This is a genomic window from Pantoea sp. PA1 (assembly GCF_056856975.1).
Genome location: NZ_JBXGEE010000002.1, coordinates 44,169 through 65,932 on the forward strand (window position 1 = coordinate 44,169; position 21,764 = coordinate 65,932).

The 21,764-nt window shown below is 57.1% G+C and carries 21 protein-coding genes; 14 read left to right on the plus strand and 7 right to left on the minus strand.

The features are described 5' to 3' along the window. Positions 1 to 15 precede the first annotated feature (15 nt). The 3 genes from AC1V0D_RS11010 (at position 16) to AC1V0D_RS11020 (ending at position 2,083) form a co-directional block, all read left to right on the plus strand. Positions 16 to 1,209, plus strand: a complete 1,194-nt coding sequence (locus AC1V0D_RS11010) for an amino acid aminotransferase (protein WP_482907558.1) — start codon at positions 16 to 18, stop codon at positions 1,207 to 1,209. Positions 1,210 to 1,328: 119 nt separating this feature from the next. Continuing rightward, positions 1,329 to 1,748 carry a secondary thiamine-phosphate synthase enzyme YjbQ gene (locus AC1V0D_RS11015; protein ID WP_009092603.1) on the plus strand — a complete coding sequence of 140 codons (420 nt, stop codon included), beginning with the start codon at positions 1,329 to 1,331 and terminating at the stop codon, positions 1,746 to 1,748. Next, positions 1,748 to 2,083 carry an MmcQ/YjbR family DNA-binding protein gene (locus AC1V0D_RS11020; protein WP_009092602.1) on the plus strand — a complete coding sequence of 112 codons (336 nt, stop codon included), beginning with the start codon at positions 1,748 to 1,750 and terminating at the stop codon, positions 2,081 to 2,083. The genes AC1V0D_RS11015 and AC1V0D_RS11020 overlap by 1 nt, the downstream gene beginning before the upstream one ends. 38 nt (positions 2,084 to 2,121) lie before the next feature. On the opposite strand, the gene AC1V0D_RS11025 is transcribed toward AC1V0D_RS11020, so the two are convergent. Continuing rightward, positions 2,122 to 3,186, minus strand: coding sequence for an NAD(P)-dependent alcohol dehydrogenase (locus AC1V0D_RS11025; protein WP_009092601.1), 1,065 nt, complete (start codon positions 3,184 to 3,186; stop codon positions 2,122 to 2,124). 233 nt (positions 3,187 to 3,419) lie between these two features. Further along, positions 3,420 to 6,248 (minus strand): excinuclease ABC subunit UvrA, encoded by a 2,829-nt coding sequence (gene uvrA / locus AC1V0D_RS11030; RefSeq protein WP_046101018.1) that lies wholly within the window; start codon positions 6,246 to 6,248, stop codon positions 3,420 to 3,422. Positions 6,249 to 6,472: 224 nt separating this feature from the next. Here uvrA and ssb1 point away from each other — a divergent pair, with 224 nt between their 5' ends. Then, entirely contained in the window at positions 6,473 to 7,015 is a 543-nt protein-coding gene (gene ssb1 / locus AC1V0D_RS11035; RefSeq protein ID WP_009092599.1) for a single-stranded DNA-binding protein SSB1, read from the plus strand. A gap of 72 nt (positions 7,016 to 7,087) precedes the next feature. Here the strand turns inward: ssb1 and AC1V0D_RS11040 are convergent, their stop codons facing one another. Beyond that, on the minus strand, positions 7,088 to 7,609 hold the full coding sequence (locus AC1V0D_RS11040) for an isochorismatase family protein (protein ID WP_046101019.1): 522 nt from the start codon (positions 7,607 to 7,609) through the stop codon (positions 7,088 to 7,090). Between the two features lie 122 nt (positions 7,610 to 7,731). On the opposite strand from AC1V0D_RS11040, the gene AC1V0D_RS11045 reads away from it, so the two are divergent. Further along, a complete protein-coding gene (locus AC1V0D_RS11045; protein WP_009092597.1) occupies positions 7,732 to 8,559 on the plus strand; it encodes an AraC family transcriptional regulator in 828 nt (275 codons plus the stop codon). A gap of 76 nt (positions 8,560 to 8,635) precedes the next feature. Then, complete coding sequence (locus AC1V0D_RS11050) at positions 8,636 to 9,595, plus strand: DMT family transporter (protein WP_154928659.1); 960 nt, start codon at positions 8,636 to 8,638, stop codon at positions 9,593 to 9,595. Between the two features lie 924 nt (positions 9,596 to 10,519). On the opposite strand, the gene AC1V0D_RS11055 is transcribed toward AC1V0D_RS11050, so the two are convergent. Further along, positions 10,520 to 10,915 (minus strand): transposase, encoded by a 396-nt coding sequence (locus tag AC1V0D_RS11055; RefSeq protein WP_009092595.1) that lies wholly within the window; start codon positions 10,913 to 10,915, stop codon positions 10,520 to 10,522. A 525-nt stretch (positions 10,916 to 11,440) separates the two neighbouring features. On the opposite strand from AC1V0D_RS11055, the gene AC1V0D_RS11060 reads away from it, so the two are divergent. Next, positions 11,441 to 12,697, plus strand: coding sequence for an oligosaccharide flippase family protein (locus AC1V0D_RS11060; protein WP_033736443.1), 1,257 nt, complete (start codon positions 11,441 to 11,443; stop codon positions 12,695 to 12,697). 8 nt (positions 12,698 to 12,705) lie between these two features. Further along, positions 12,706 to 13,656, plus strand: coding sequence for an ATP-grasp fold amidoligase family protein (locus AC1V0D_RS11065; protein WP_033736441.1), 951 nt, complete (start codon positions 12,706 to 12,708; stop codon positions 13,654 to 13,656). 72 nt (positions 13,657 to 13,728) lie between these two features. Here AC1V0D_RS11065 and AC1V0D_RS11070 read toward each other — a convergent pair whose 3' ends face one another. Together AC1V0D_RS11070 and soxS are read right to left on the minus strand one after the other, a co-directional pair. Then, the gene (locus AC1V0D_RS11070) at positions 13,729 to 14,010 is read right to left on the minus strand and encodes a YjcB family protein (RefSeq protein WP_009092592.1); all 282 of its coding nucleotides are present in this window, start codon (positions 14,008 to 14,010) and stop codon (positions 13,729 to 13,731) included. Positions 14,011 to 14,264: 254 nt separating this feature from the next. Next, a complete protein-coding gene (gene soxS / locus AC1V0D_RS11075; protein ID WP_009092591.1) occupies positions 14,265 to 14,690 on the minus strand; it encodes a superoxide response transcriptional regulator SoxS in 426 nt (141 codons plus the stop codon). 100 nt (positions 14,691 to 14,790) lie between these two features. Between soxS and soxR the strand changes: the two genes are divergently transcribed. From soxR to AC1V0D_RS11095, 4 genes are all read left to right on the plus strand, one after another. Beyond that, positions 14,791 to 15,276: a redox-sensitive transcriptional activator SoxR gene (gene soxR / locus AC1V0D_RS11080; RefSeq protein ID WP_009092590.1), complete on the plus strand. Its 486-nt coding sequence runs from the start codon at positions 14,791 to 14,793 to the stop codon at positions 15,274 to 15,276. A gap of 39 nt (positions 15,277 to 15,315) precedes the next feature. Next, positions 15,316 to 15,981, plus strand: coding sequence for a glutathione S-transferase family protein (locus AC1V0D_RS11085; RefSeq protein WP_167428935.1), 666 nt, complete (start codon positions 15,316 to 15,318; stop codon positions 15,979 to 15,981). Between the two features lie 358 nt (positions 15,982 to 16,339). Then, positions 16,340 to 17,689 (plus strand): NCS2 family permease, encoded by a 1,350-nt coding sequence (locus AC1V0D_RS11090; protein ID WP_058957003.1) that lies wholly within the window; start codon positions 16,340 to 16,342, stop codon positions 17,687 to 17,689. A gap of 145 nt (positions 17,690 to 17,834) precedes the next feature. Continuing rightward, entirely contained in the window at positions 17,835 to 19,484 is a 1,650-nt protein-coding gene (locus tag AC1V0D_RS11095; protein ID WP_009092586.1) for a Na+/H+ antiporter, read from the plus strand. A gap of 42 nt (positions 19,485 to 19,526) precedes the next feature. On the opposite strand, the gene AC1V0D_RS11100 is transcribed toward AC1V0D_RS11095, so the two are convergent. Then, on the minus strand, positions 19,527 to 20,429 hold the full coding sequence (locus tag AC1V0D_RS11100) for a LysR family transcriptional regulator (RefSeq protein WP_111208679.1): 903 nt from the start codon (positions 20,427 to 20,429) through the stop codon (positions 19,527 to 19,529). Positions 20,430 to 20,531: 102 nt separating this feature from the next. Here AC1V0D_RS11100 and AC1V0D_RS11105 point away from each other — a divergent pair, with 102 nt between their 5' ends. Both AC1V0D_RS11105 and AC1V0D_RS11110 read left to right on the plus strand, forming a co-directional pair. Next, positions 20,532 to 20,957 (plus strand): CidA/LrgA family protein, encoded by a 426-nt coding sequence (locus AC1V0D_RS11105; protein WP_046101023.1) that lies wholly within the window; start codon positions 20,532 to 20,534, stop codon positions 20,955 to 20,957. Next, entirely contained in the window at positions 20,950 to 21,645 is a 696-nt protein-coding gene (locus AC1V0D_RS11110) for an LrgB family protein (RefSeq protein ID WP_046101024.1), read from the plus strand. The genes AC1V0D_RS11105 and AC1V0D_RS11110 overlap by 8 nt, the downstream gene beginning before the upstream one ends. Positions 21,646 to 21,764: the final 119 nt, after the last annotated feature.

Genomic DNA, 21,764 nt, shown 5'->3' on the forward strand with positions numbered 1-21,764 from the left:
ATGGAGACCTACACCGTGTTTCAAAACGTTGATGCCTATGCGGGCGATCCGATTCTGTCGTTGATGGAAGCCTTTAAACAAGATCCGCGCGAACACAAAGTTAACCTGAGCATCGGGCTTTACTACGACGAGCAGAACATAATCCCGCAGCTGAAGGCCGTAGCGGCTGCTGAAGAGCAGCTCAATGCCGAGCCAAAGCAGGCATCGCTCTATCTGCCCATGGAAGGCCTGAACAGCTACCGCAACGCGATCGCGCCGCTGCTGTTTGGTGCCGACCATCCGGTGCTGCAGGCGGGTCGTATCGCCTCGATTCAGACGCTGGGGGGATCGGGTGCGCTGAAAGTCGGGGCAGACTTCCTTAAGCGTTACTTCCCGCAGTCGGCCGTCTGGGTCAGCGATCCCACCTGGGAAAACCATATCGCGATTTTTAATGGCGCAGGTTTTGAGGTGAAGAGCTACCCCTGGTATGACGCCGAAACCCACGGTGTGCGTTTTGATGCCTTTATCCATACCCTGAAAACGCTGCCAGCGCAGAGCATCGTGTTACTGCATCCCTGCTGCCATAACCCGACCGGCGCTGACCTGACCAATGCGCAATGGGATGAGACCATTAAGGTGCTGAAAGCACAGCAGCTGATTCCTTTCCTGGATATTGCCTATCAGGGCTTTGGTGAAGGCATGCAGCAGGATGCTTATGCGCTGCGCGCCGTCGCGGCAGCCGGCCTGCCGGCACTGGTCAGCAACTCTTTCTCTAAAATCTTCTCGCTCTATGGCGAGCGCGTAGGCGGGCTCTCTGTCGTCTGTGACAGCGCCGAAGAGTCAGCGCGCGTGCTGGGCCAGCTGAAAGCGACCGTCCGCCGCAACTACTCCAGCCCGCCGAATTTCGGTGCGCAGGTCGTGGCCCGCGTCCTTAACGACGACGCGCTGAAAGCGAGCTGGCTGGACGAAGTGGAGACGATGCGTCTGCGCATTCTCGCGATGCGTGAGTCACTGGTCGGGGTGCTGAGCACGGCACTGCCGGGCAAAAACTTCGACTACCTGCTGAAGCAGCGCGGCATGTTCAGCTACACCGGCCTGAGCGTGCAGCAGGTTGACCGCCTGCGCAATGAGTTCGGCATCTACCTGGTGGGCAGTGGCCGCATGTGTGTGGCCGGTCTGAACAGCAAAAATGTGCATCAGGTAGCGGAAGCCTTTGCCGCGGTGATGTAACGGCACGCCTGCTGTGAACAAACCGCCCGCCTCGCGCTGGCGGTTTTTTTATGGCTCAGGGTTTACCTTTCGGCGACATGCTGCACACTTAAACGGGGTAACCGTTTCAGGAATAAGCTATGTGGCATCAACAGACTATTACGCTGAGCGCGAAGCCGCGCGGCTTTCATCTCATCACTGATGAGATCACCGACTCGCTCTCCGGATTGCGTGATATCAAAACCGGTCTGCTGCATCTGCTGTTGCAGCATACGTCGGCGTCATTAACCTTAAATGAAAATTGCGATCCGACGGTGCGCAGCGATATGGAGCAGCATTTCCTGCGGCACGTGCCGGAGAATGCGCCTTATCAGCACGACTACGAAGGACGTGATGACATGCCGGCGCACATTAAATCCTCGACCCTGGGCGTGTCGCTCTTGCTGCCGGTTCAGCGGGGACGTCTGGTTCTGGGGACCTGGCAGGGTATCTGGCTGGGCGAGCATCGCATTGAGGGCGGTGCCAGGCGGATTGTCGCCACTTTACAAGGGGAATCGTGATGAATCACTCAGACTTACTGACCTATTGCATGAGCAAGCCGGGCGCAGAGCAGAGCGTCCACAGTGACTGGAAGGCCACGCAGATTAAAAGCAACGGCGTGCTGTTTGCGATGGTACATGAGGTAAAAGGGCGGCCTGCGGTTTCGCTGAAATCGACGCCTGCGCTGGCAGAGCTGCTGCGCGAAGAGCATAGCGACATCATTCCCAGCGAGCATCTGAATAAATCACACTGGAGCACGCTGTTCCTGGATGGGTCGCTGAAGGATTCGCAGATCTACTATCTGGTCGATGCCTCCTTCCAGCAGGTTGACGCCGCGCGCCAGGCCGCGCTTTAACACCCCCCTGCCTGAGCAGGAGGGTGCAGGCGACCCGATCAGGCAGCCGACTGCTCGCGCAGGGTGTTGATGTCGATAACAAAGCGATATTTCACATCGCTTTTCAGCATGCGCTCATAGGCTTCGTTGATCTGATCCATCGCGATCAGTTCGATGTCCGAGGTGATGCCGTGCTCGCCACAGAAATCGAGCATCTCCTGCGTTTCTGCGATACCGCCAATCAGTGAACCGGCGATGCTGCGACGTTTGAAGATCAGGTTAAACACCTGCGGAGCCGGGTGATCGTGCTCAGGTGCGCCGACCAGCGTCATATTGCCATCCAGCTTCAGCAGGGTGATGAAGGGGTTAAGGTCGTGCTGAGCGGCAACGGTGTTCAGGATAAAGTCGAAGCTGTTGGCGTGCTGCGCCATCTGCTCAGGATCTTTGGAGATCACCACCTCATCGGCGCCCAGGCGTTTGCCATCCTCGATTTTGGACGGCGAGGTGGTGAACAGCACCACATGCGCCCCCATCGCGTGAGCAATTTTCACGCCCATGTGCCCCAGGCCACCCAGGCCTACGATACCGACTTTTTTGCCGGGGCCGACATTCCAGTGGCGCAGCGGCGAGTAGGTCGTGATACCGGCACACAGCAGCGGCGCGACGCCCGCCAGATCCAGGTTTTCCGGAATGCGCAGCACAAAGCTCTCATCCACAACCATCGCCGTTGAGTAGCCGCCGTAGGTGATCGCACCGGTCTCGCGGTCTTCACCGTTATAGGTGCCGACAAAACCGTTTTCACAATATTGCTCCAGCCCCTGCTGACAGCTCGGGCAGCTGCGGCACGAATCCACCATGCAGCCTACGCCAACCAGATCGCCGACTTTGTATTTCTGGGTCTGTGGGCCCACCGCGGTGACGCGACCCACAATTTCATGCCCCGGAACCACAGGGAAAATCGTGTTTTTCCACTCATTGCGGGCCTGATGCAGGTCTGAGTGGCAGACGCCACAGAACAGCACCTCAAGCTGAACGTCATGGGCGCGCAGCTCACGCGGCTTATAATCGAACGGTGCCAGTTTGGATTTAGCATCCTGAGCAGCATACGCATGCGTAATATTCATGGTGTCTCCAGTTTCGATGTGTCGTGAGTGTTTTTGATGAAGTGCAGCAGCGCAGAGGTGCTGCAAAAAACAGGGCGACGCCAGGGGCGTGCCAAAGAGGAACCGCTTAAGGATAGTCAGCGTGGGGAAGGGCGTATATGCCTATACATGTCTGAATCTTGCCTGATTCTGCATTTTTCTGGCTGAACCGGCAGCAGAAATAAGCAGGCCCGCACGGGGCGGGCCTGGCATCATTACTTCTGTAACAGGGGCTTCAGGAAGCGCGCGGTATGCGATTTCTCACACTCCGCCACGGTCTCCGGCGTGCCGGCAATCAGGATTTCGCCGCCGCCGCTGCCGCCTTCCGGGCCAAGGTCGACAATCCAGTCAGCGGTTTTCACCACGTCGAGGTTGTGCTCAATCACCACGATCGTGTTGCCCTGGTCGCGCAGCTGATGCAGGACCTCCAGCAGCTGCTGAATATCGGCAAAGTGCAGGCCGGTGGTCGGCTCATCAAGAATGTAGAGCGTCTGACCGGTGCCACGCTTCGACAGTTCACGTGCCAGCTTCACGCGCTGAGCTTCACCACCGGAGAGGGTGGTGGCGGACTGGCCGAGACGAATGTAGGAGAGACCCACATCCATCAGCGTCTGCAACTTACGCGCCAGCGCCGGAACCGCATCAAAGAACTCACGCGCCTCTTCGATGGTCATCTCCAGCACCTCGTGAATGCTCTTGCCTTTGTACTTCACTTCCAGCGTTTCACGGTTATAGCGTTTGCCTTTGCACTGATCGCACGGCACATAGATGTCCGGCAGGAAGTGCATTTCGACTTTCAGCACGCCATCGCCCTGACAGGCTTCACAGCGTCCGCCGCGCACGTTAAAGCTGAAACGACCCGGCGTGTAACCGCGTGACCGCGCTTCCGGCACGCCAGCAAAGAGTTCACGCACCGGGGTGAAGATGCCGGTGTAGGTCGCCGGGTTGGAGCGCGGCGTGCGGCCAATCGGACTCTGGTCGATGTCGATGACTTTGTCGAAGTGCTCCAGTCCCGCCACGTCGCGGTAAGGGGCCGGCTCTGCGATGGTGGCACCGTTCAGCGCCCGCTGCGCAATCGGGAACAGCGTATCGTTAATCAGGGTCGATTTACCGGAGCCGGAGACACCGGTGATGCAGGTGAACAGACCCACCGGCAGCGTCAGCGTGACATCCTTGAGGTTATTGCCGCGCGCGCCGGTAATCTTCAGCACCTTCGATGGATCGCCCTTCACCCGCGCCTCCGGCACGGCGATTTCACGCTTGCCGCTCAGGAACTGGCCCGTCAGGGACGCTTCCTGCGCCATGATCTCATCCACGGTGCCTTCCGCCACCACCTGGCCGCCATGCACGCCTGCACCCGGACCAATGTCGATCACGTGGTCGGCGGCACGAATCGCATCTTCATCGTGCTCAACCACAATCACCGTATTACCGAGATCGCGCAGGTGAATCAGGGTGCCGAGCAGACGCTCGTTGTCGCGCTGATGCAGGCCGATTGACGGTTCGTCCAGCACATACATGACGCCCACCAGACCGGCACCGATCTGGCTCGCCAGACGGATACGCTGCGCTTCACCACCGGAAAGGGTTTCAGCGGAGCGCGACATCGACAGGTAGTTCAGGCCGACGTTCACCAGGAAGCTCAGGCGATCGCTAATCTCTTTCAGCACCTTTTCGGCGATCTGCGCACGCTGGCCGCTGAGCTTCAGATTTTCAAAGAAGGACATCGCGTGACCGATGCTCATCTCAGAGATGGTCGGCAGCGTGGTATCTTCGACAAAGACATGTCGCGCTTCGCGACGCAGACGGGTGCCTTCACAGCTCGCACAGGCGCGGTTGCTGATGAACTTCGCCAGCTCTTCGCGCACCGCTGAGGATTCGGTCTCTTTGTAGCGACGCTCCATGTTGTTGAGCACGCCTTCAAACGGATGACGGCGAACCGAGGTGTCGCCACGGTCGTTGATGTACTTAAATTCGATGCTCTCTTTGCCAGAGCCGTACAGGATCACTTTCTGCACGTTGTCGGGCAGGCTGCCGAACGGCGCTTCAATATCAAAACTGAGATGGTCCGCCAGCGAACGCAGCATCTGGAAATAGTAAAAGTTGCGGCGATCCCAGCCACGGATTGCGCCACCGGCCAGAGAGAGCTCAGGGTTCTGCACCACGCGATCCGGATCGAAATATTGCTGTACGCCCAGGCCGTCGCAGGTCGGACAGGCGCCTGCCGGGTTGTTAAAGGAGAACAGGCGCGGCTCCAGCTCACTCATGCTATAACCACAAATCGGGCAGGCGAAGTTCGCGGAGAAGAGCAGCTCTTCGGCCTCGCTGTCATCCATGTCCGCCACGATCGCCGTGCCGCCTGAGAGCTCCAGGGTTGTCTCAAAGGACTCGGCCAGGCGCGTCGCCAGATCGTCACGCACTTTAAAGCGGTCAATCACCACTTCGATGGTGTGTTTTTTCTGCAGCTCCAGTTTCGGCGGATCTGACAGGTCGCACACTTCGCCGTCGATACGCGCACGGATGTAGCCCTGCGTCGCCAGATTTTCCAGCGTTTTGGTGTGCTCACCCTTGCGATCTTTCACCACCGGTGCCAGCAGCATCAGACGGCGGCCTTCCGGCTGAGCCAGAACCTGATCGACCATCTGGCTCACGGTCTGCGCCGCCAGCGGTACGTTGTGGTCCGGGCAGCGCGGTTCGCCCACGCGGGCAAACAGCAGACGCAGGTAGTCGTGGATCTCGGTGATGGTTCCCACCGTCGAGCGCGGGTTATGCGAGGTGGATTTCTGTTCAATAGAGATGGCGGGCGACAGACCTTCGATATGATCGACGTCCGGCTTCTCCATTAACGAAAGAAACTGGCGCGCATACGCAGAGAGCGACTCCACATAGCGGCGCTGACCTTCCGCATACAGCGTATCAAACGCCAGTGAGGATTTACCGGAGCCTGACAGGCCGGTCACCACAATGAGTTTGTCGCGTGGGATGGTCAGGTTAATGTTTTTCAAATTATGGGTGCGGGCACCACGAACTTCGATCTTATCCATTCACCTTTCCCGGATTAGCAGCACTCACCGCGCCTTGCCGACACGGCCAGAATAAACGTGTCATTATGGCACAAAAAATAGACTGAATAAATATCCAGTACTCTGTGGTCCGGACGTGCGAAGGATTAAAACCGGAACGCGGCTCGAAAGTGGGAAACAGTGAGCAGGACGTGTTAGAATTGATGGATTAGACTGAATGCATTAACTCATCGGGAGACAGCAACATGGCCAGTCGTGGCGTTAACAAAGTGATTCTTGTCGGGAATCTGGGTCAGGATCCGGAAGTACGTTATATGCCAAATGGTGGCGCTGTTGCCAACATTACGCTGGCTACGTCGGAGAGCTGGCGTGATAAGCAGACCGGTGAAAACAAAGAGATCACCGAGTGGCACCGTGTGGTGCTGTTTGGCAAACTGGCTGAAGTCGCGGGTGAATATCTGCGCAAAGGCTCTCAGGTCTACATCGAAGGTCAGCTGCGCACCCGTAAATGGCAGGATCAGGGTGGCCAGGAACGTTACACCACCGAAGTCGTGGTTAACGTCGGTGGCACCATGCAGATGCTGGGCGGCCGTCAGCAGGGCGGTAACGCCGGTGCAGGCGCGCAGGGTGGTGGCAACAACAATGGCTGGGGCCAGCCGCAGCAGCCGCAGGGCAACAACAATCAGTTCAGCGGCGGCGCGCAGTCCCGTCCGCAGCAGCCGCAGAGTGCGCCTGCCAGCAACAACAACGAACCGCCAATGGATTTTGACGACGATATTCCGTTCTGATTCATCTGGCCTGACGCGTTTAAAAAGCCCGCTATGCGGGCTTTTTTTATGCGCGGCCCCGGCCGACCGGGGCTATGACCATTCCGCCAGCACGGCATCCGTGCTCAGCACGCGCGGCACGTTGCCAGGGATCAGCAGCGAGGCCCACACCTCGTTGTGCTGATTAATCAGCGCTTCGGCCCCGACCCAGCGGCGATCGGCGGTGGTGTGCGCATCCGCCGCCACGGTTATCGCATAGCCCGCACTGGCCCCTGTTTTAATCGTGGTATCCAGACAGTAGTCGGTCGCACAGCCGCACACCACAAACGCCTCCACCTCCAGACGCTTTAACAGCGCGGCCAGCTCTGTCTGCCAGAAGCTGTCGCAGGCCGTTTTCGTCACGTAATGCGCGCCCGCAGGCTGAACCAGTTCCGGCAGCAGATCAAAGCTGGGGTCGCCCTCGCACATCGTGCCTTCACGATGCTGAATAAAGAGGATGATATCGGCGCGATCGGTCAGCCGGTTGATTCGGTCAACCCGGCCTGCCTTATCGAAACGTGGTGTGCTGAACACGCCGTTCTGCATATCAATGACGATGACGACTCGCTGTGCCATGCTGACTCCCTCAGAATGAGAAAAAAACAGTGTTACCTGCGGCGCGGCGGATAGCAATCTTTTGCATTTTCCCCCCGGTCGCAGGCATGCTAATCCGACATCGGATAAATAAGGAGAGAGAAGTGGAAGGTGTTCCGGCTGTTTTTCCCTGTGAAAAAGACCGCGCACAGTTTCAGCAACCGGCCGCGTTGCCCGGTGTGGAACTCTATCAGGCTCACATCTCCCGCTACGCTTTTGAACCCCATACCCATGAAGCCTTTGGCATTGGCACGATTGAGGCGGGTGCGCAGCGTTTTCGCTATCGCGGCACCGAATATACCGCGCCGGTGAACTCGCTGGTGACCATGAATCCGGATGAGCTGCATACCGGTGAGTCAGCCTGTGACGAGGGCTGGCGCTATCAGATGATCTACATTCAGCCGCAGCTGATGGATGAACTGACCGGCGATCGCGGCTGGTGGTTTAACGAGGCGCTGCTGACCGATCCGCGCATCGCGCAGCCGCTCTCCCGCACGCTGGCCGCACTCTGGCAGGCGGAGTCCGGACTGGCGCGCCAGAGTCTGCTTTCCGAACTGCTGTTGCAGATTCGCCCGCTGGCGCGGATGTCGTCACCGGGCAGGCCCGAGGGAGGGCATCGCTTTGATCAGGTGCGTGATTTTCTGCGGGCAAATCTGGCGGAACCGGTGCGGCTGGAGGAGCTGGCGGCGCTGGCCTCGCTGTCGCCGTGGCACTTCTTACGCGCTTTCCGCCAGCACTATCACGTCACGCCGCATCAGATGCTGATGGCTTTCCGCCTCTATGATGCCAAACAGCGACTGGCACAGGGCGAAGCCGCTGCCAGTGTCGCAGCGGCCGTCGGGTTAACCGATCAGGCTCATCTGACCCGCGCCTTTGCTAACCGCTATGGCATTACGCCTGGCCGCTATCAGAAACAGGTGCGCCAGCCCTGACACAACCGCAATCTGCTACAAGCCTTCCTCCTTCACTCCCGCCACACTGTGAAAAAAAGCTATACGGGAAAAAGTCATGTTTGCTGGTGTTATGTTTGCCGTTACCGCGGGGCTGATGTGGGGGCTGATCTTTGTCGGGCCGCTGCTGGTGCCTGACTATCCTGGTGCACTGCAGTCGGCGGGACGTTATGTGGCGTTCGGGCTGATTGCGCTGCCGCTGGCCTGGCACGATCGCCGCCGACTGCGCCAGCTGGGGCGGGCCGACTGGCGCGAGGCAGTGAAACTCTCGCTGGTGGGTAACCTCTTCTATTATGCGTTTCTGGCCAATGCCATTCAGCGCACCGGCGCACCGGTCTCCACCATGATTATCGGCACACTGCCGGTGGTGATCGCCGTTACCGCCAATCTCTGTTACGGCCACCTTGAAGGACGTCTGCCCTGGCGGCGGCTCTTTCCGGCGCTGGTGATGATGGCGGCCGGGTTGCTCTGCGTCAATGCAGCGGAGTTGCGGAGCCAGGGCGCAACGCTGGATCTTAGTCGTTACCTGACCGGTATCGTGCTGGCACTGCTGGCGGTGGTCTGCTGGACCTGGTATCCGCTGCGCAATGCCCGCTGGCTGCGCACTCATCCCGCACTGCGACCCTCGACCTGGGCGACGGCGCAGGGGCTGGTGACGCTGCCGATGGCGCTGACCCTGTATGCGCTGGTCAGCGTTCAGATCGCCTGGCAACAGCCTGACTTCCCGCTGCCGTTCGGGCCACATCCGTCACTCTTTATCTCTCTGATGCTGGCGATTGGCCTGCTCTGCTCCTGGCTCGGCAGCCTGTGCTGGAACGCAGCCAGCCAGCGTCTGCCCACGGTACTGATGGGGCCGCTGATTGTTTTTGAGATCCTGTTCGGTCTGTTATGGACTTTTCTCTGGCATCAACGCTGGCCACCTTTGCTCACCGTTATCGGCATTGCCTGTCTGATGGCTGGCGTGCTGTGGGCAATGCGTATCAAACCACAGCCGCGGGTGGTCGCCCTCAGCGGATAACCCTCACCGATCTCTGGAATAAACTGGCCGTGCGAAGCCAGCTTTGCCCGGCTTTTTAAGACAAAACCCTATCCCGATTTGCACTCTGTCCGACAGATTTTTGCCGCGAAATCGATTTCATGCGATGCGAAGGGGGAAAATCTCGTCGGGTTAACCCCTGCCATCCACCCCCGGTCAGCAAAAAAACGGCTCTTTTCACCCGCTGAAGGCGGATCGTTTACCGCCGGGATGCAATTTCCTGCACAGATAGCGCCCATAAATCAGGAAAAAAAGCGCAGCATTATGGACGTTACGCTTTTCTCTGCCGCATTTTATTGGATTGTGACCCTGAGTTATGCCCGCTAAAAACCACTATTAACTTCATTCCTCATTCAATGAGTAAGAAAATTCCGCCGCTGCGTTTTTAATTAAAGATTAATCTGTGGCATCAATGATGCGCAATGAAGAGAGTGAAAAGATAGCCACATAACGTTAGTGATAAGGAGCAATAAACTATTTATGCCGGATTAATCCTGGAGAAACTATTGCGGAAAAGGCACGCAAAGGAATTAAAGCGTAACCGCAAAAAGTTTGGGTTAGGGCCAGGATTAACTTAAAAGAAGTGTGATTATTTTTCGTTCTAAGTTTAAAGCGTCTTAATGTTATCCAGACGCTTTGGTAGTGGGGTTTAGCAGCACTTAACAAAAAAAGAGGAGGCCCAATCCCGCTAAAACGAGATTGGGAGGGGAAGAATCGGCGTAGAATGCGAGACTTTTGCTGTTGTGAATCAATTTTACCGCAAAAAAAGAAGCTTAGCCGTGAAGCCATTCATTAGTTATAAATGGAGCGGAAAGGGGTGCCGCAATTGTCCTGTTAAATGATCTTCATCTCTTCTGGTAAGAACAAATCTCAGCGTTAAGTCTGGTAAGCGCGGTAGCATGGGGGTTATCGGTTCTCCGTGCCTGACGGATAATGGTAAACGCTGCGGCTGATATCCAGTAAGCGGCAGCTGCGGCGGGTGCCGATGTCAAACGTGGTCTGCAGGAAGTCTACAGCCTGACGCTTTTCATTCGTGGTAAAGAAGTGCTTAAGCACGCTCTGCAGCATCTCTTTATCCGAGTTGAGGGTCTGCAGCTCACGCGTCGCATTCTGCAGTTTTTCTTCCAGCTCCTTGATTTTTCTGCCTTCTTCCGAAGACAACCCAGAAAACTTCTTCTTCCAGCTGTAGAACGTGGCTTCAGAGATGCCTAACTCTTCACAAATCTCTCTGACTTTCACGCCCGATTCAGAAGCTTTAATGGCATTTGTGATTTGATCTTCGCTGTATCGTGACTTTCTCATAAATGCTCTTACCTTTCTTATCGATTAATGGATGAGAATGACTTTAATAATTTCTGGCACTGTAAGATTCTATTAATGCAGTATTAAAGTGCGCCAATGGAATAGCGAAGCCTAAATTAAGATATTTAGAATAAATATCATCATGGGATAAATCTTATTTTATTCTTATCCGCAGGCCGCGCCTTCCTGGAGGCGGATTTTTGTTATAAATTCATCGCATCCCGAATACGGAAAAATTAAACGTAAACCGGATATTTAGCCTGACCGACCCGAATAATAGGGGGGTTGTGGCCGTTTAAGGTTGGGTTATTTTCAGCCTGAAATCGTTTCCATTTGAAGTGATTCGCGCCAGATATAATAAGAATTATCCTGAATTCACTCTCCGGATTATGATCAACTTCTCAATTTTCGGACCAGCCTGGTCTGAAGTCTTACATTTTCGCCAGGCCTACTGCGCGCTTATTAATTCGTTACAGGGATGTTGTACCGAAGCGGTTGTAGTTGAGTAATACTAAGGAAGAGTCGATGAAATTGAGCGTAATGTCTAATGCCGCCTGGATGATGTCTGAAAAGATCATCTCCGTATTTGGCGTCATTTTTGTGACGTCTTACGTGGCAAAATCCTTTGGCCCAACGGTGTTTGGCCAGATGGCGTTTTCAACCTCACTATTTGCAATGGTGCAAACCGTTGCCATCTTTGGCACCGAAACCATTCTGTTTAAGCGTGTCAGCAAAAATGCCTCAAAAGGCCTGCGTCTGATGAGCATCGCCCGGACGCTGCGGATGGTGCTGTTACTGGTCACTTCGGTGCCAGTCTTAATCTGGGTCTGGTACAACATGCAGGAAAATTTTCTGGCATTTGCACTGGCCTCATTTGTGGCGTCCGTTTTTGTCACCCAGGACACGTTCAGCGTCTACAACAATGCGCGGCTGGCCTCGCGCCTGAATACCGTTGCCAATGCGACAGGCATGCTGCTGAGTTTCGGCATCAGCTTTACCATCGCCTGGCTGCGCCTCAATCCGCTCTGGCTGACGCTCTCCATTGTGTCGGTGACCCTGGTGCCTTACCTGATTAAGCGTCACAACTTCTATCAGGATCATCAGGACCAGATGCCGCCGCGCGAAAAGCGTACCACCTATGTGCGTTATCTGATGTATGCCGGTCTGCCACTGGCCATCTCCAGCATCTTCATCTCTGTGCAGGTGAAAGCGGCGCAGATGTTTCTGGCAGGCACCGCGCCAGCGCGCGACCTCGGCCTGTTTGCGGCGGCGAATACCATTTCCGCCTCCTGGATTTTTATCCCGGTGGCGCTCATCACCTCCTGCTTCACTGAAATTTTCAGGGAGCGCGGCGAGGTCGCCATTAAGCTTGCCGCCCGGCTCAATGGCTATGTTATGGCGGTTTCACTGCTGATGCTGCTGATCATCTCGCTCTTCGGCGAGCGGATCATCATCGCGTTGTACGGGCCGGAATACACACAGTCAGGAAGTCTCATTACGTTGCTGTCGATAGCCACCAGCTTTTCGGCAATGGGGACCGTAGCCTATCGCTACATGGTTAAAGAGGGAGGATTCAATTACCTGCTGAGGAAAATCGTCTGTCTGATGGTCATCAGTTTGCCGCTCTCCTGGTGGTTGATCCAGGGTCACGGCATCATGGGGGCCGCGTGGAGCGTTTTCCTTTCAGAACTTTTGTCCCTGACCGTAATGAATTACTTCTTTAAAAACGGCGTCATTCAAAAGATTCAGGTTTCCTCACTCAACTACAAAACCTACAAATGAGGTCAGATATGCTCAAGTTGAAAGAAGAACTCAGAAGAAGTGTGCAGTATTTTATTAAGAAGATGCCCTGGGCTTATCAGGATCGCATCTACTACTTCCACAAGTTCAGAAAACTGCCCAATCTGCGTCAGCCAAAAGTGTTCAACGAGAAGGTGCTGTACCGTAAGTTTATCTTCGGCGATTACCAGAACTACGGTCGCCTGTCAGATAAGTACTCGGTGCGCGAATTCATTGCTGAGAAAATCGGTGATGAGTACCTGATCCCGCTGGTACACGAAACCACTGACCCGACCACGCTGAACAGCTTACCCTGCTGGAAGGGGACGGTGATTAAACCGAACCACGCCTCCAACATGGTAGAGATTCTGCTGGAAGAGCCGGATGCCCTGCGCAAGCAGCAGATCATTCATGACTGCTATCGCTGGCTGAAGACCGACTTCGCCAACGAAGCGCGTGAGATTCACTATCGCTACATCAAGCCACGTATTCTGGTGGAGAAGTACATTGGTGATGGCAAAAGCGCGCCGATCGATTACAAGTTCCATATGTTCAACAAGCGCGATGGTCGGTTTGAATATGTGCTGCAGGTGATCTACAACCGCTGCCAGCCGCTGCTGTCGATGAATTTCTACGTGAATAACCTCCAGGAGGCGTATCACAAGATTCGTGACACCGGGTTGGATGTCTCACCGATCATGCCGTCACTGGAACATGCGCTCGAACTGAGCAAGAAGCTGGCCAGTGATTTCGACTATGTGCGCGTGGACTGGTATATCCATGACGAGCGGATCTACTTTGGCGAACTGACCTTCACCCCAGGTGCAGGACTGGTCACCGGACTGGATCGCGGTTTAAATCAGATGATGGGAGATATGTGGATTCAGGACCGCCGCGGAACGCAGAGCCCGGGCGTTACAGTGCAGGATGTGAACATCCCTGCCATGTTGAAGAAAATTTAAACACACAGCAATATAAAAAACCCCGCGCAGCGGGGTTTTTTATGCCTGTCGATTGGGGATTATCGCGATCGATCAGGGCATCGGCCAGTCAGCAGGGGCCTGGCTCATCACATCGATAAACGCATGCTTTGAGATTTCCAGGAAGTTATGCACGTTTTCCATGCTCAGGGTAATGCCCATCAGCCCCGTCACAAACCAGCAGGTCACACCTAAACCAATCCCGCCACACATAAACGCCATCACATGACGGCTATCCTGACGCAGTCGGGTTTTAAGGGTACTGGCAAAAAACATCAGAACTGCGCTCAGCAACTCCCAGCGCATAACAAGAAAACTGGCGGTTAACGTGGCCATCGGTGGACCTCAATATCAGTAAGGATTCCTGACAATTCGCGGACATCACCGGCGGCAGAAAAGCGTGTCAGGAGGGGCTTTTTCGCCGTCAAACCAGGTTCAAAGTGTGACTTGGGTCACATTATATCACCCGATTTTAAATTTTGAACAAAATTTGACTCTGGTATGGCAGCTGGAGCGGGGGAAAAATGAACGGCAGGGGAGGAAATGCGGGAAATTCAGTCAGATGCGCCTGTTGCAGGCGCATCTGCCGGTCAGCGAACCGGACAGCACTCACCGGTGGTGCGCTGGGTATAGCTGCCAATGCCGTCGTTGCAGCCAAAGCTCAGCAGGCGAGGGCGCTGAATCGCCTGACGTCGCATGGTATGCCGGTAGGCAGTTGGCGTCTGCGAAAACTGACGGCGAAACACGCGGGAGAAGGTCTGCTGCGAGTCGTAGCCATATTGCATTGCGATATCAAAAACCGGGCGCTGTGTCTGCGACAGCGCTTCTGCTGCCAGGGTCAGGCGACGCTCACGAATATAGCCACCCAGCGTCTGTTTCGTCACGGTACGGAACATACGCTGCAGGTGCCATTTTGAATAACCCGATTTAGCGGCAACTTCATCGATCGACAGACTCTTGTCGAGGTTCTGGTCAATCCAGTGCGTCAGGGAATGAATGATCTCTTCTTGCATCATGGCCTCATCCTTCTGGTGCTTAATAAGTGATATAGGGAGTTTCGTCGTTTTGATAGAGAAGGAGTATAATTCCTCAAGTTAACTTGAGGTAAAGGGCCTGATGAAAAAAGAACGCAACTATCCAAAACCGGTGTTAACACCGGGTGAGGTGGCGCGCCGTAGTGGTGTGGCGGTGTCGGCACTGCACTTTTATGAAAGCAAAGGGCTGATTTTCAGTACGCGTAACAGCGGCAATCAGCGGCGATACAGTCGTGACGTGCTGCGACGCGTGGCGATTATCAAGATTGCTCAGCGCATCGGTATTCCGCTGGCGACGGTCAGCGACAGTCTCGATCACATCCCGGCTGACAAACGGATGTCGACACCGGAATGGGATGCGCTGACCCGGCACTGGCGCGAAGAGCTGGATAAGCGCATCGAAACCCTGACCCGCCTGCGCAACGATCTGGATGGATGTATCGGCTGCGGCTGCCTGTCGATGCGCGACTGCCCGCTGCGTAATCCCGGCGACCGGCTGGGCGAGCAGGGGTCGGGTGCGGTGCTGCTGGACCCGGAACAGGATGATAAACATCCGGATGTGGAGTGACGTCTATACTGAGGAGAGGTCAAAACACAGGGAATCATGATGATCACCGTTCACCATCTTGAGCAATCGCGCTCGCAACGCGTATTGTGGCTGCTGGAAGAGCTGGAAGTGCCGTACCAGATTAAACGCTATCAACGCGAACCGACCATGCTGGCCCCGGAGGCGCTGAAAAAGGTGCATCCGCTGGGGAAATCGCCGGTGATTACCGACGGCAACCGGGTTGTGGCCGAGTCGGGAGCCATCCTGGAATACCTGGAAGAGAACTACGATCACACCTTCCGGCTGAAAATCAGTGATGAGGCGTCACGTCTGCAGTGCCGCTATTGGCTGCACTACGCCGAGGGATCGCTGATGCCGCTGCTGGTGATGAAGCTGATCTTCGGGCAGATGGGCAAAGCCCCGGTGCCGTGGCTGCTGCGTCCGGTCGGGGCGGCATTCGGGAAAGGGGTGCAGAAGGCGTATCTGGATAAACAGCTAAAGCCGCACATGAAGATGATTGAACAGCATCTGGCAGCTAACCCCTGGTTTGCCGGTGAGCGCTTCTCCATAGCCGATGTCCAGATGAGCTTTCCGCTGCTGGCACTGGCGCAGCGCGCCGGGCTGGATCAGATGCCCGCCACCCGGAAATGGTTAGAGACCGTACAGCAGCGCGCCGCCTGGCAGCGCGCGATCGCTCAGGGCGGCGAGCTTTCGCTGCCAGGCTGATCCTCTTTTTCGCCCGGCGAGCCGTCTCTCTTCACGGCTTTGCCGGTGCCCCGTCCGTCAGAAACCGCTTTAACTTCAATGCGTCAGCGCGTTGCACTGGCCCCGGCTGCACGCTTTTCCGCCCCGAACCGCGGATCTTTATGCTGAACAATCTCCCTCTGACAGTTGAAACTGTGCCGCCAAACGCCGGATAATCGCCTGCCTTTTTATCCGGCCGCCTTTAGCGACCCACCCTCTGCGGCAAGGTAAACGTTTGCCTGCCGGGTCCGCCCGGTCAGGGTTACCGTCTACCCGCTTATTCCAGGGACAGCGATGGCCGCAGAGCGATCCACACAACAAAAATTTTTGAGGCTCAATTATGTCAACTGAATCACGCCCGGCCAGTGGAAAACTGGACGCCTGGTTCTCGATCTCGGCGCGAGGCAGCAGCGTGCGTCAGGAAATTCTGGCCGGACTCACCACCTTTCTGGCGATGGTTTACTCCGTAATCGTCGTACCGGGGATGCTGGGCAAAGCCGGTTTCTCCCCGACGGCCGTCTTTGTCGCCACCTGTCTGGTCGCCAGCTTTGGTTCTATCCTGATGGGCTTATGGGCCAACCTGCCGATGGCGATTGGCTGCGCGATCTCGTTAACCGCCTTTACCGCATTCAGCCTGGTGCTGGGTCAGCACATCAGCGTGCCGGTCGCGCTGGGCGCGGTGTTCCTGATGGGCCTGCTCTTTACGCTGATCTCCGTCACCGGTATCCGTGCGTGGATCCTGCGCAATCTGCCGATGGGGGTGGCGCACGGCACCGGCGTCGGAATTGGTCTGTTTCTGCTGCTGATTGCGGCGGATGGCGTGGGCCTGGTCGTTAAAAATCCGGCTCCCGGCCTGCCGGTCGCCTTGGGCCACTTCACCACCTTTCCGGTGATGATGACGCTGCTGGGTCTGGCGGCGATTATCGGGCTGGAGAAGCGCCGGGTGCCGGGCGGCATCCTGCTGACGATTATCGCTATTTCACTGCTGGGACTGATCTTTGACCCGGCGGTGACGTATCACGGGCTGTTTGCGCTGCCTGACCTGCGCGATGCGCAGGGACAGTCGCTGCTGTTCAGCCTCGATATCATGGGTGCCCTGCAGCCGGTGGTGCTGCCGAGCGTGCTGGCACTGGTCATGACGGCGGTCTTTGATGCCACCGGCACCATTCGCGCCGTGGCGGGGCAAGCCAATCTGCTGGATAAGCAGGGCCAGATCATCAATGGCGGCCGTGCCCTGACCTCGGACTCTGTCAGCAGCCTGTTCGCCGGTCTGGTCGGCGCGTCGCCGGCGGCAGTCTATATCGAGTCGGCGGCGGGAACGGCGGCGGGCGGTAAAACGGGTCTGACCGCCATTGTGGTCGGCCTGCTGTTCCTGGCCATTCTGTTTATGTCGCCGCTGGCTTACCTGGTACCGGCATACGCCACGGCACCTGCCCTGATGTATGTGGGTCTGCTGATGCTGAGCAACGTGGCAAAAATCGACTTCGCTGATTTTGTTGATGCGATGTCGGGTCTGTTAACGGCGGTGATCATCGTGCTCACCTGCAACATCGTGACCGGCATCATGATTGGGTTTGCCAGCCTGGTGGTGGGCCGTCTCTTCGCGGGCGAATGGCGCAGGCTCAACGTCGGCACCGTCGTGATTGCCGTTGCGCTGGTGGCGTTTTATGCCGGAGGCTGGGCGATCTGACTGCTGAACCGGACGTGTAACAACGCGTCCGGAATTTTTCACTTTTTTCCTCCTCGTCGCACGCGTAGCTGACACCCTTCATCGCCGTTTGTTTTACACTTTATCGCTTAACCAATGACTGAAAGAAACGACGCCTAAGGAAAGCATGGAAATCTTTTTTACTATTCTCATCATGACGCTGGTCGTGTCGCTCTCCGGCGTCGCGGCCCGCATTCTCCCTTTTCAGATCCCGTTACCCCTTGTCCAGATCGCCGCAGGTGCGCTGCTGGCCTGGCCGACGTTTGGTCTGCATGTCGACTTTGACCCGGAACTGTTTCTGGTGCTGTTCATCCCGCCGCTGCTGTTCGCGGATGGCTGGAAGACGCCGATCAGTGAGTTCCTGCATCACGGTCGTGAAATTATCGGCTTAGCGCTGGCGCTGGTGCTGATTACCGTAATTGGTATCGGCTATCTCATCTACTGGATGGTGCCAGGTATCCCGCTGATCCCCGCTTTTGCACTGGCGGCGGTACTGTCGCCCACCGACGCCGTGGCGCTCTCCGGCATCGTCGGTGAAGGCCGCATCCCTAAAAAGATTATGTCGATCGTGCAGGGTGAAGCACTGATGAACGACGCGTCGGGCCTGGTGTCGCTGAAGTTTGCCGTGGCTGTCGCCATGGGCACCATGGTCTTTACCTGGGGCGGCGCGAGCATCGAATTCCTGAAAGTCGCCGTCGGTGGTCTGGTGGCGGGTGTGGCGGTCTGCTGGCTCTACGGGAAATCGCTGCGCCTGCTCAGCCGCTGGAGCGGTGACGACCCGGCGACCCAGACCGTTCTGCTGCTGCTGCTGCCGTTCGCCTCTTACCTGATTGCCGAACATCTGGGTGTGTCAGGCATCCTGGCAGCCGTGGCGGCCGGTATGACCATCACCCGCTCCGGCATTATCCGTCAGGCTCCGCTGGCGATGCGTCTGCGCGCCAACAGCGTCTGGCAGATGCTGGAGTTTGTCTTTAACGGCATGGTCTTCCTGATGCTTGGCCTGCAGTTACCGGACATTCTGCAGACCTCGGTTGACCAGGCGCAGGCCGATCCCAACGTCGAACTCTGGATGCTGTTCGCTGATATCGCGCTGGTCTATCTGGCGCTGATGCTGGTGCGTTTCGGCTGGCTGTGGATTATGCAGCGCTTCAGTAAACGCCTGCTGAAGAAGAAGCCGCTGGAGTTCTCCAACTACTCGCTGCGCGAACTGCTGATCGCCTCTTTTGCCGGTGTCCGCGGTGCGATTACCCTGGCGGGTGTGCTCTCAATTCCCCTGTTCCTGAGCAATGGCGAACCCTTCCCGGCGCGTTATGAGCTGGTGTTTATTGCAACCGGGGTGATTCTGTTCTCGCTGCTGGTGGGCGTGGTGATCCTGCCGATTCTGCTGCGCGGCATCGATACCATCGACAAGGGTGCGCATCGCCGCGAACTGCAGAACGCCCGTGCGGTCATGGCCGGAGCCGCGATTGAGAGCCTGCACAAAATGGAAGAGCGGCTGGAGAAGGAGTCGGAAGAGAATATCGATCCGGAGCTGCTGAAAGAGGTGAGCCTGCGGGTGATCGGCAACTTACGTCGTCGCGCCGAAGGCAAGAACGACCTCGAACATGCGCTGTTCGCTGAAAACCTGGAGCGTCGCTTCCGCCTGACCGGACTGCGCGCCGAACGCGCCGAGGTCTATCATCTGCGCGCTACTCAGCAGATCTCCAATGAGACGATGCAGAAATTACTGCACGACCTGGACCTGCTGGAAGCGCTGCTGATCGAAAAAGAGGAGTAATCCGCAACGGGCGCGTCTGCGATAACGCGGCGCGCCCGCCTGCTACACCGACAGACGCGGCGGCTGATCCGGCCAGTGCTCGCGACAGCACGCTATCCACGCCTGCGCACTGCGCGACAGATAACTGCCTTCCCGCCAGATCAGACCCAGACTCCACTTCAGCTCCGACTCCAGCGGCAGCCACAATAAAGAGTGCTTATCCAGCCGCTGACAGATCGGCTCCGGCAGAATCGCCAGCCCCATTTCCGCCTGCACCATCGCCGCCAGAAAGTCCCACTGGCCGCTGCGCACCGCTATGGTCGGCGTCAGACTGAGCCGCTGAAATGCCTGCATCAGCTGACGGTTCAGCGAAAACTCCTCGTTGAAAATCAGCAGCGGATGCTGCGCCAGTTCAGCCAGTCCAATCTGCTGGCGGCCAAGCCACACCGGATGCCGGGGCAGCAGCACGCAGAGCGGATGGTGCATCAGGGGCAGGGTGTTCAGCGGCAGCCCGGCGTCAACCGGCAGGGCGGTCAGGGCGATGTCCAGAGTGCCCGCCAGCACCGCCTGCTGGACGGTCAGCCCGCCAAACTCCGAAATTTTCAGCGCCACACCCGGATAGCGGCGGCGAAACGCGGAGATCGATCCGGCTATCTGCATCCCGACCATCGGTGGAATGCCGAGCCGCAGCTCACCGGTTTTCAGCTCGTTGATGTCACCGATCTCCGCTTCCAGCTGATGAAACTCCTGCAGGATCGCCAGCCCGCGCTGATAGACCGCCTGTCCGCTGTCGGTAAGATGCAGGCGACGGCCATCGCGCAGAAGCAGCGTACAGCCCAGCTCCTCCTCCAGCTGGCGCAGCATTTTGCTGATGGTCGGCTGCGTCACAAACAGCTTCTGTGCCGCTCGGGTAAAGCTCTGCTGACGAACCACTTCAGTAAAGTAACGCAGGGCGCGGACATCCATAACTATTCCTTTCAGGCATGATTGCGATAATTTTAATTCATTTTTTTCACCTTCTGTCGCCGATTTATACTGGTGCGGTGAATTTAATCAGGAGAGAAGGGTATGGCGTTAGCACTCACACCACGCAGTCACCGCGCAGCGCAATGGCTGAGTCTGCCGCTGCAGCTGGGGTTCTATATCGGTCTGTTTATCGCCTGCGACCGGCTGGTGACGTGGCTGCATCTGCCGTTGCCTGCCAACATCGTCGGCATGCTGCTGCTGCTGGCATTGATCGTGACGCGCGTCGTGCCGCTCAACTGGGTGAAAGCGGGGTCACGCTGGCTGCTGGCCGAGATGCTGCTGTTCTTCATTCCGGCCGTGGTTGCGGTGGTCAACTATGGCGATCTGCTGCGGGTCGACGGCTGGCGCATCTGCGTGGTGATCGGCGTCAGTACCCTGCTGGTGCTGGCTTCCACCGCCTGGGTCGTGGATCGGCTTTATCAGTATGAAGTCGCGCGCGCCGCGCGTAAGCAGGGCCCCCATGCGTGATATTCTGCTCAGCCTGCTCTGTGTGGCGGTGACCCTGCTGGTCTATGCGCTGAATAAACGGCTCTACCGGCGCTGGCGGACGCTGCTGCTGATGCCACTGGTCATGACGCCGCTGGTGCTGGTGGCGCTGCTGCTGCTGACGCACATCAGCTGGCAGGATTACATCGCTGAAAACCACTGGCTGCTGTGGCTGCTGGGGCCCGCCACGCTGGCCTTCGCCGTGCCGGTGTATGAGAACGTGGCGATTATTAAGCGTCACTGGCTGTCGCTGAGCGCGGGCGTCGTGACCGCCACGCTGGTGGCCGTCTGCAGTTCCGTCTGGCTGGCGCGGTTGCTGACGTTACCGGAGTCGATTCAGCGCAGCCTTGCCGTTCGCTCCATCACCACCCCCTTTGCGCTGGCCGCCGCGGGGCCGATTGGCGGACAGCCCGATCTGGTGGCGCTGTTTGTGGTGATCACCGGCGTGTTTGGCATGGCGGTGGGTGACGTCCTGTTTCTGCGCATTGCCATTAAACAGGGCGTAGCGAAAGGCGCGGGACTGGGCGCAGCATCGCACGGCGCCGGAACGGCACGTGCTTATCAGCTTGGGCAGCAGGAGGGCGTTGTCGCCAGCCTGGTGATGATGCTTTCTGGCGTGGTGACCGTGGTTCTGGCTCCGCTGATTGGACACCTGATGTGGACGATATAGTCTACACTGCTCTGCGCAGGCGACTCTCCTGACCGCGACACGTATTTTTACGTAAAGTTTTCCGGATAATGTTGTCTCCGTTTTTCAGGCTGTTAACCTTGCGGCCGAATTAATTGTCC

Excerpts from the sequence above, each read along its gene's own strand:
- AC1V0D_RS11050 (WP_154928659.1), top strand. The coding sequence starts at position 8,636 with ATGTTTGCTGGTGTTATGTTTGCCGTTACCGCGGGGCTGATGTGGGGG.
- AC1V0D_RS11025 (WP_009092601.1), bottom strand. The coding sequence starts at position 3,186 with ATGAATATTACGCATGCGTATGCTGCTCAGGATGCTAAATCCAAACTG.
- uvrA (WP_046101018.1), bottom strand. The coding sequence starts at position 6,248 with ATGGATAAGATCGAAGTTCGTGGTGCCCGCACCCATAATTTGAAAAAC.
- AC1V0D_RS11085 (WP_167428935.1), top strand. The coding sequence starts at position 15,316 with ATGATCACCGTTCACCATCTTGAGCAATCGCGCTCGCAACGCGTATTG.
- AC1V0D_RS11065 (WP_033736441.1), top strand. The coding sequence starts at position 12,706 with ATGCTCAAGTTGAAAGAAGAACTCAGAAGAAGTGTGCAGTATTTTATT.
- AC1V0D_RS11020 (WP_009092602.1), top strand. The coding sequence starts at position 1,748 with ATGAATCACTCAGACTTACTGACCTATTGCATGAGCAAGCCGGGCGCA.
- AC1V0D_RS11110 (WP_046101024.1), top strand. The coding sequence starts at position 20,950 with ATGCGTGATATTCTGCTCAGCCTGCTCTGTGTGGCGGTGACCCTGCTG.
- AC1V0D_RS11015 (WP_009092603.1), top strand. The coding sequence starts at position 1,329 with ATGTGGCATCAACAGACTATTACGCTGAGCGCGAAGCCGCGCGGCTTT.
- AC1V0D_RS11055 (WP_009092595.1), bottom strand. The coding sequence starts at position 10,915 with ATGAGAAAGTCACGATACAGCGAAGATCAAATCACAAATGCCATTAAA.
- AC1V0D_RS11040 (WP_046101019.1), bottom strand. The coding sequence starts at position 7,609 with ATGGCACAGCGAGTCGTCATCGTCATTGATATGCAGAACGGCGTGTTC.
- AC1V0D_RS11070 (WP_009092592.1), bottom strand. The coding sequence starts at position 14,010 with ATGGCCACGTTAACCGCCAGTTTTCTTGTTATGCGCTGGGAGTTGCTG.
- soxS (WP_009092591.1), bottom strand. The coding sequence starts at position 14,690 with ATGATGCAAGAAGAGATCATTCATTCCCTGACGCACTGGATTGACCAG.
- AC1V0D_RS11060 (WP_033736443.1), top strand. The coding sequence starts at position 11,441 with ATGAAATTGAGCGTAATGTCTAATGCCGCCTGGATGATGTCTGAAAAG.
- AC1V0D_RS11095 (WP_009092586.1), top strand. The coding sequence starts at position 17,835 with ATGGAAATCTTTTTTACTATTCTCATCATGACGCTGGTCGTGTCGCTC.
- AC1V0D_RS11100 (WP_111208679.1), bottom strand. The coding sequence starts at position 20,429 with ATGGATGTCCGCGCCCTGCGTTACTTTACTGAAGTGGTTCGTCAGCAG.
- AC1V0D_RS11090 (WP_058957003.1), top strand. The coding sequence starts at position 16,340 with ATGTCAACTGAATCACGCCCGGCCAGTGGAAAACTGGACGCCTGGTTC.
- soxR (WP_009092590.1), top strand. The coding sequence starts at position 14,791 with ATGAAAAAAGAACGCAACTATCCAAAACCGGTGTTAACACCGGGTGAG.
- AC1V0D_RS11105 (WP_046101023.1), top strand. The coding sequence starts at position 20,532 with ATGGCGTTAGCACTCACACCACGCAGTCACCGCGCAGCGCAATGGCTG.
- ssb1 (WP_009092599.1), top strand. The coding sequence starts at position 6,473 with ATGGCCAGTCGTGGCGTTAACAAAGTGATTCTTGTCGGGAATCTGGGT.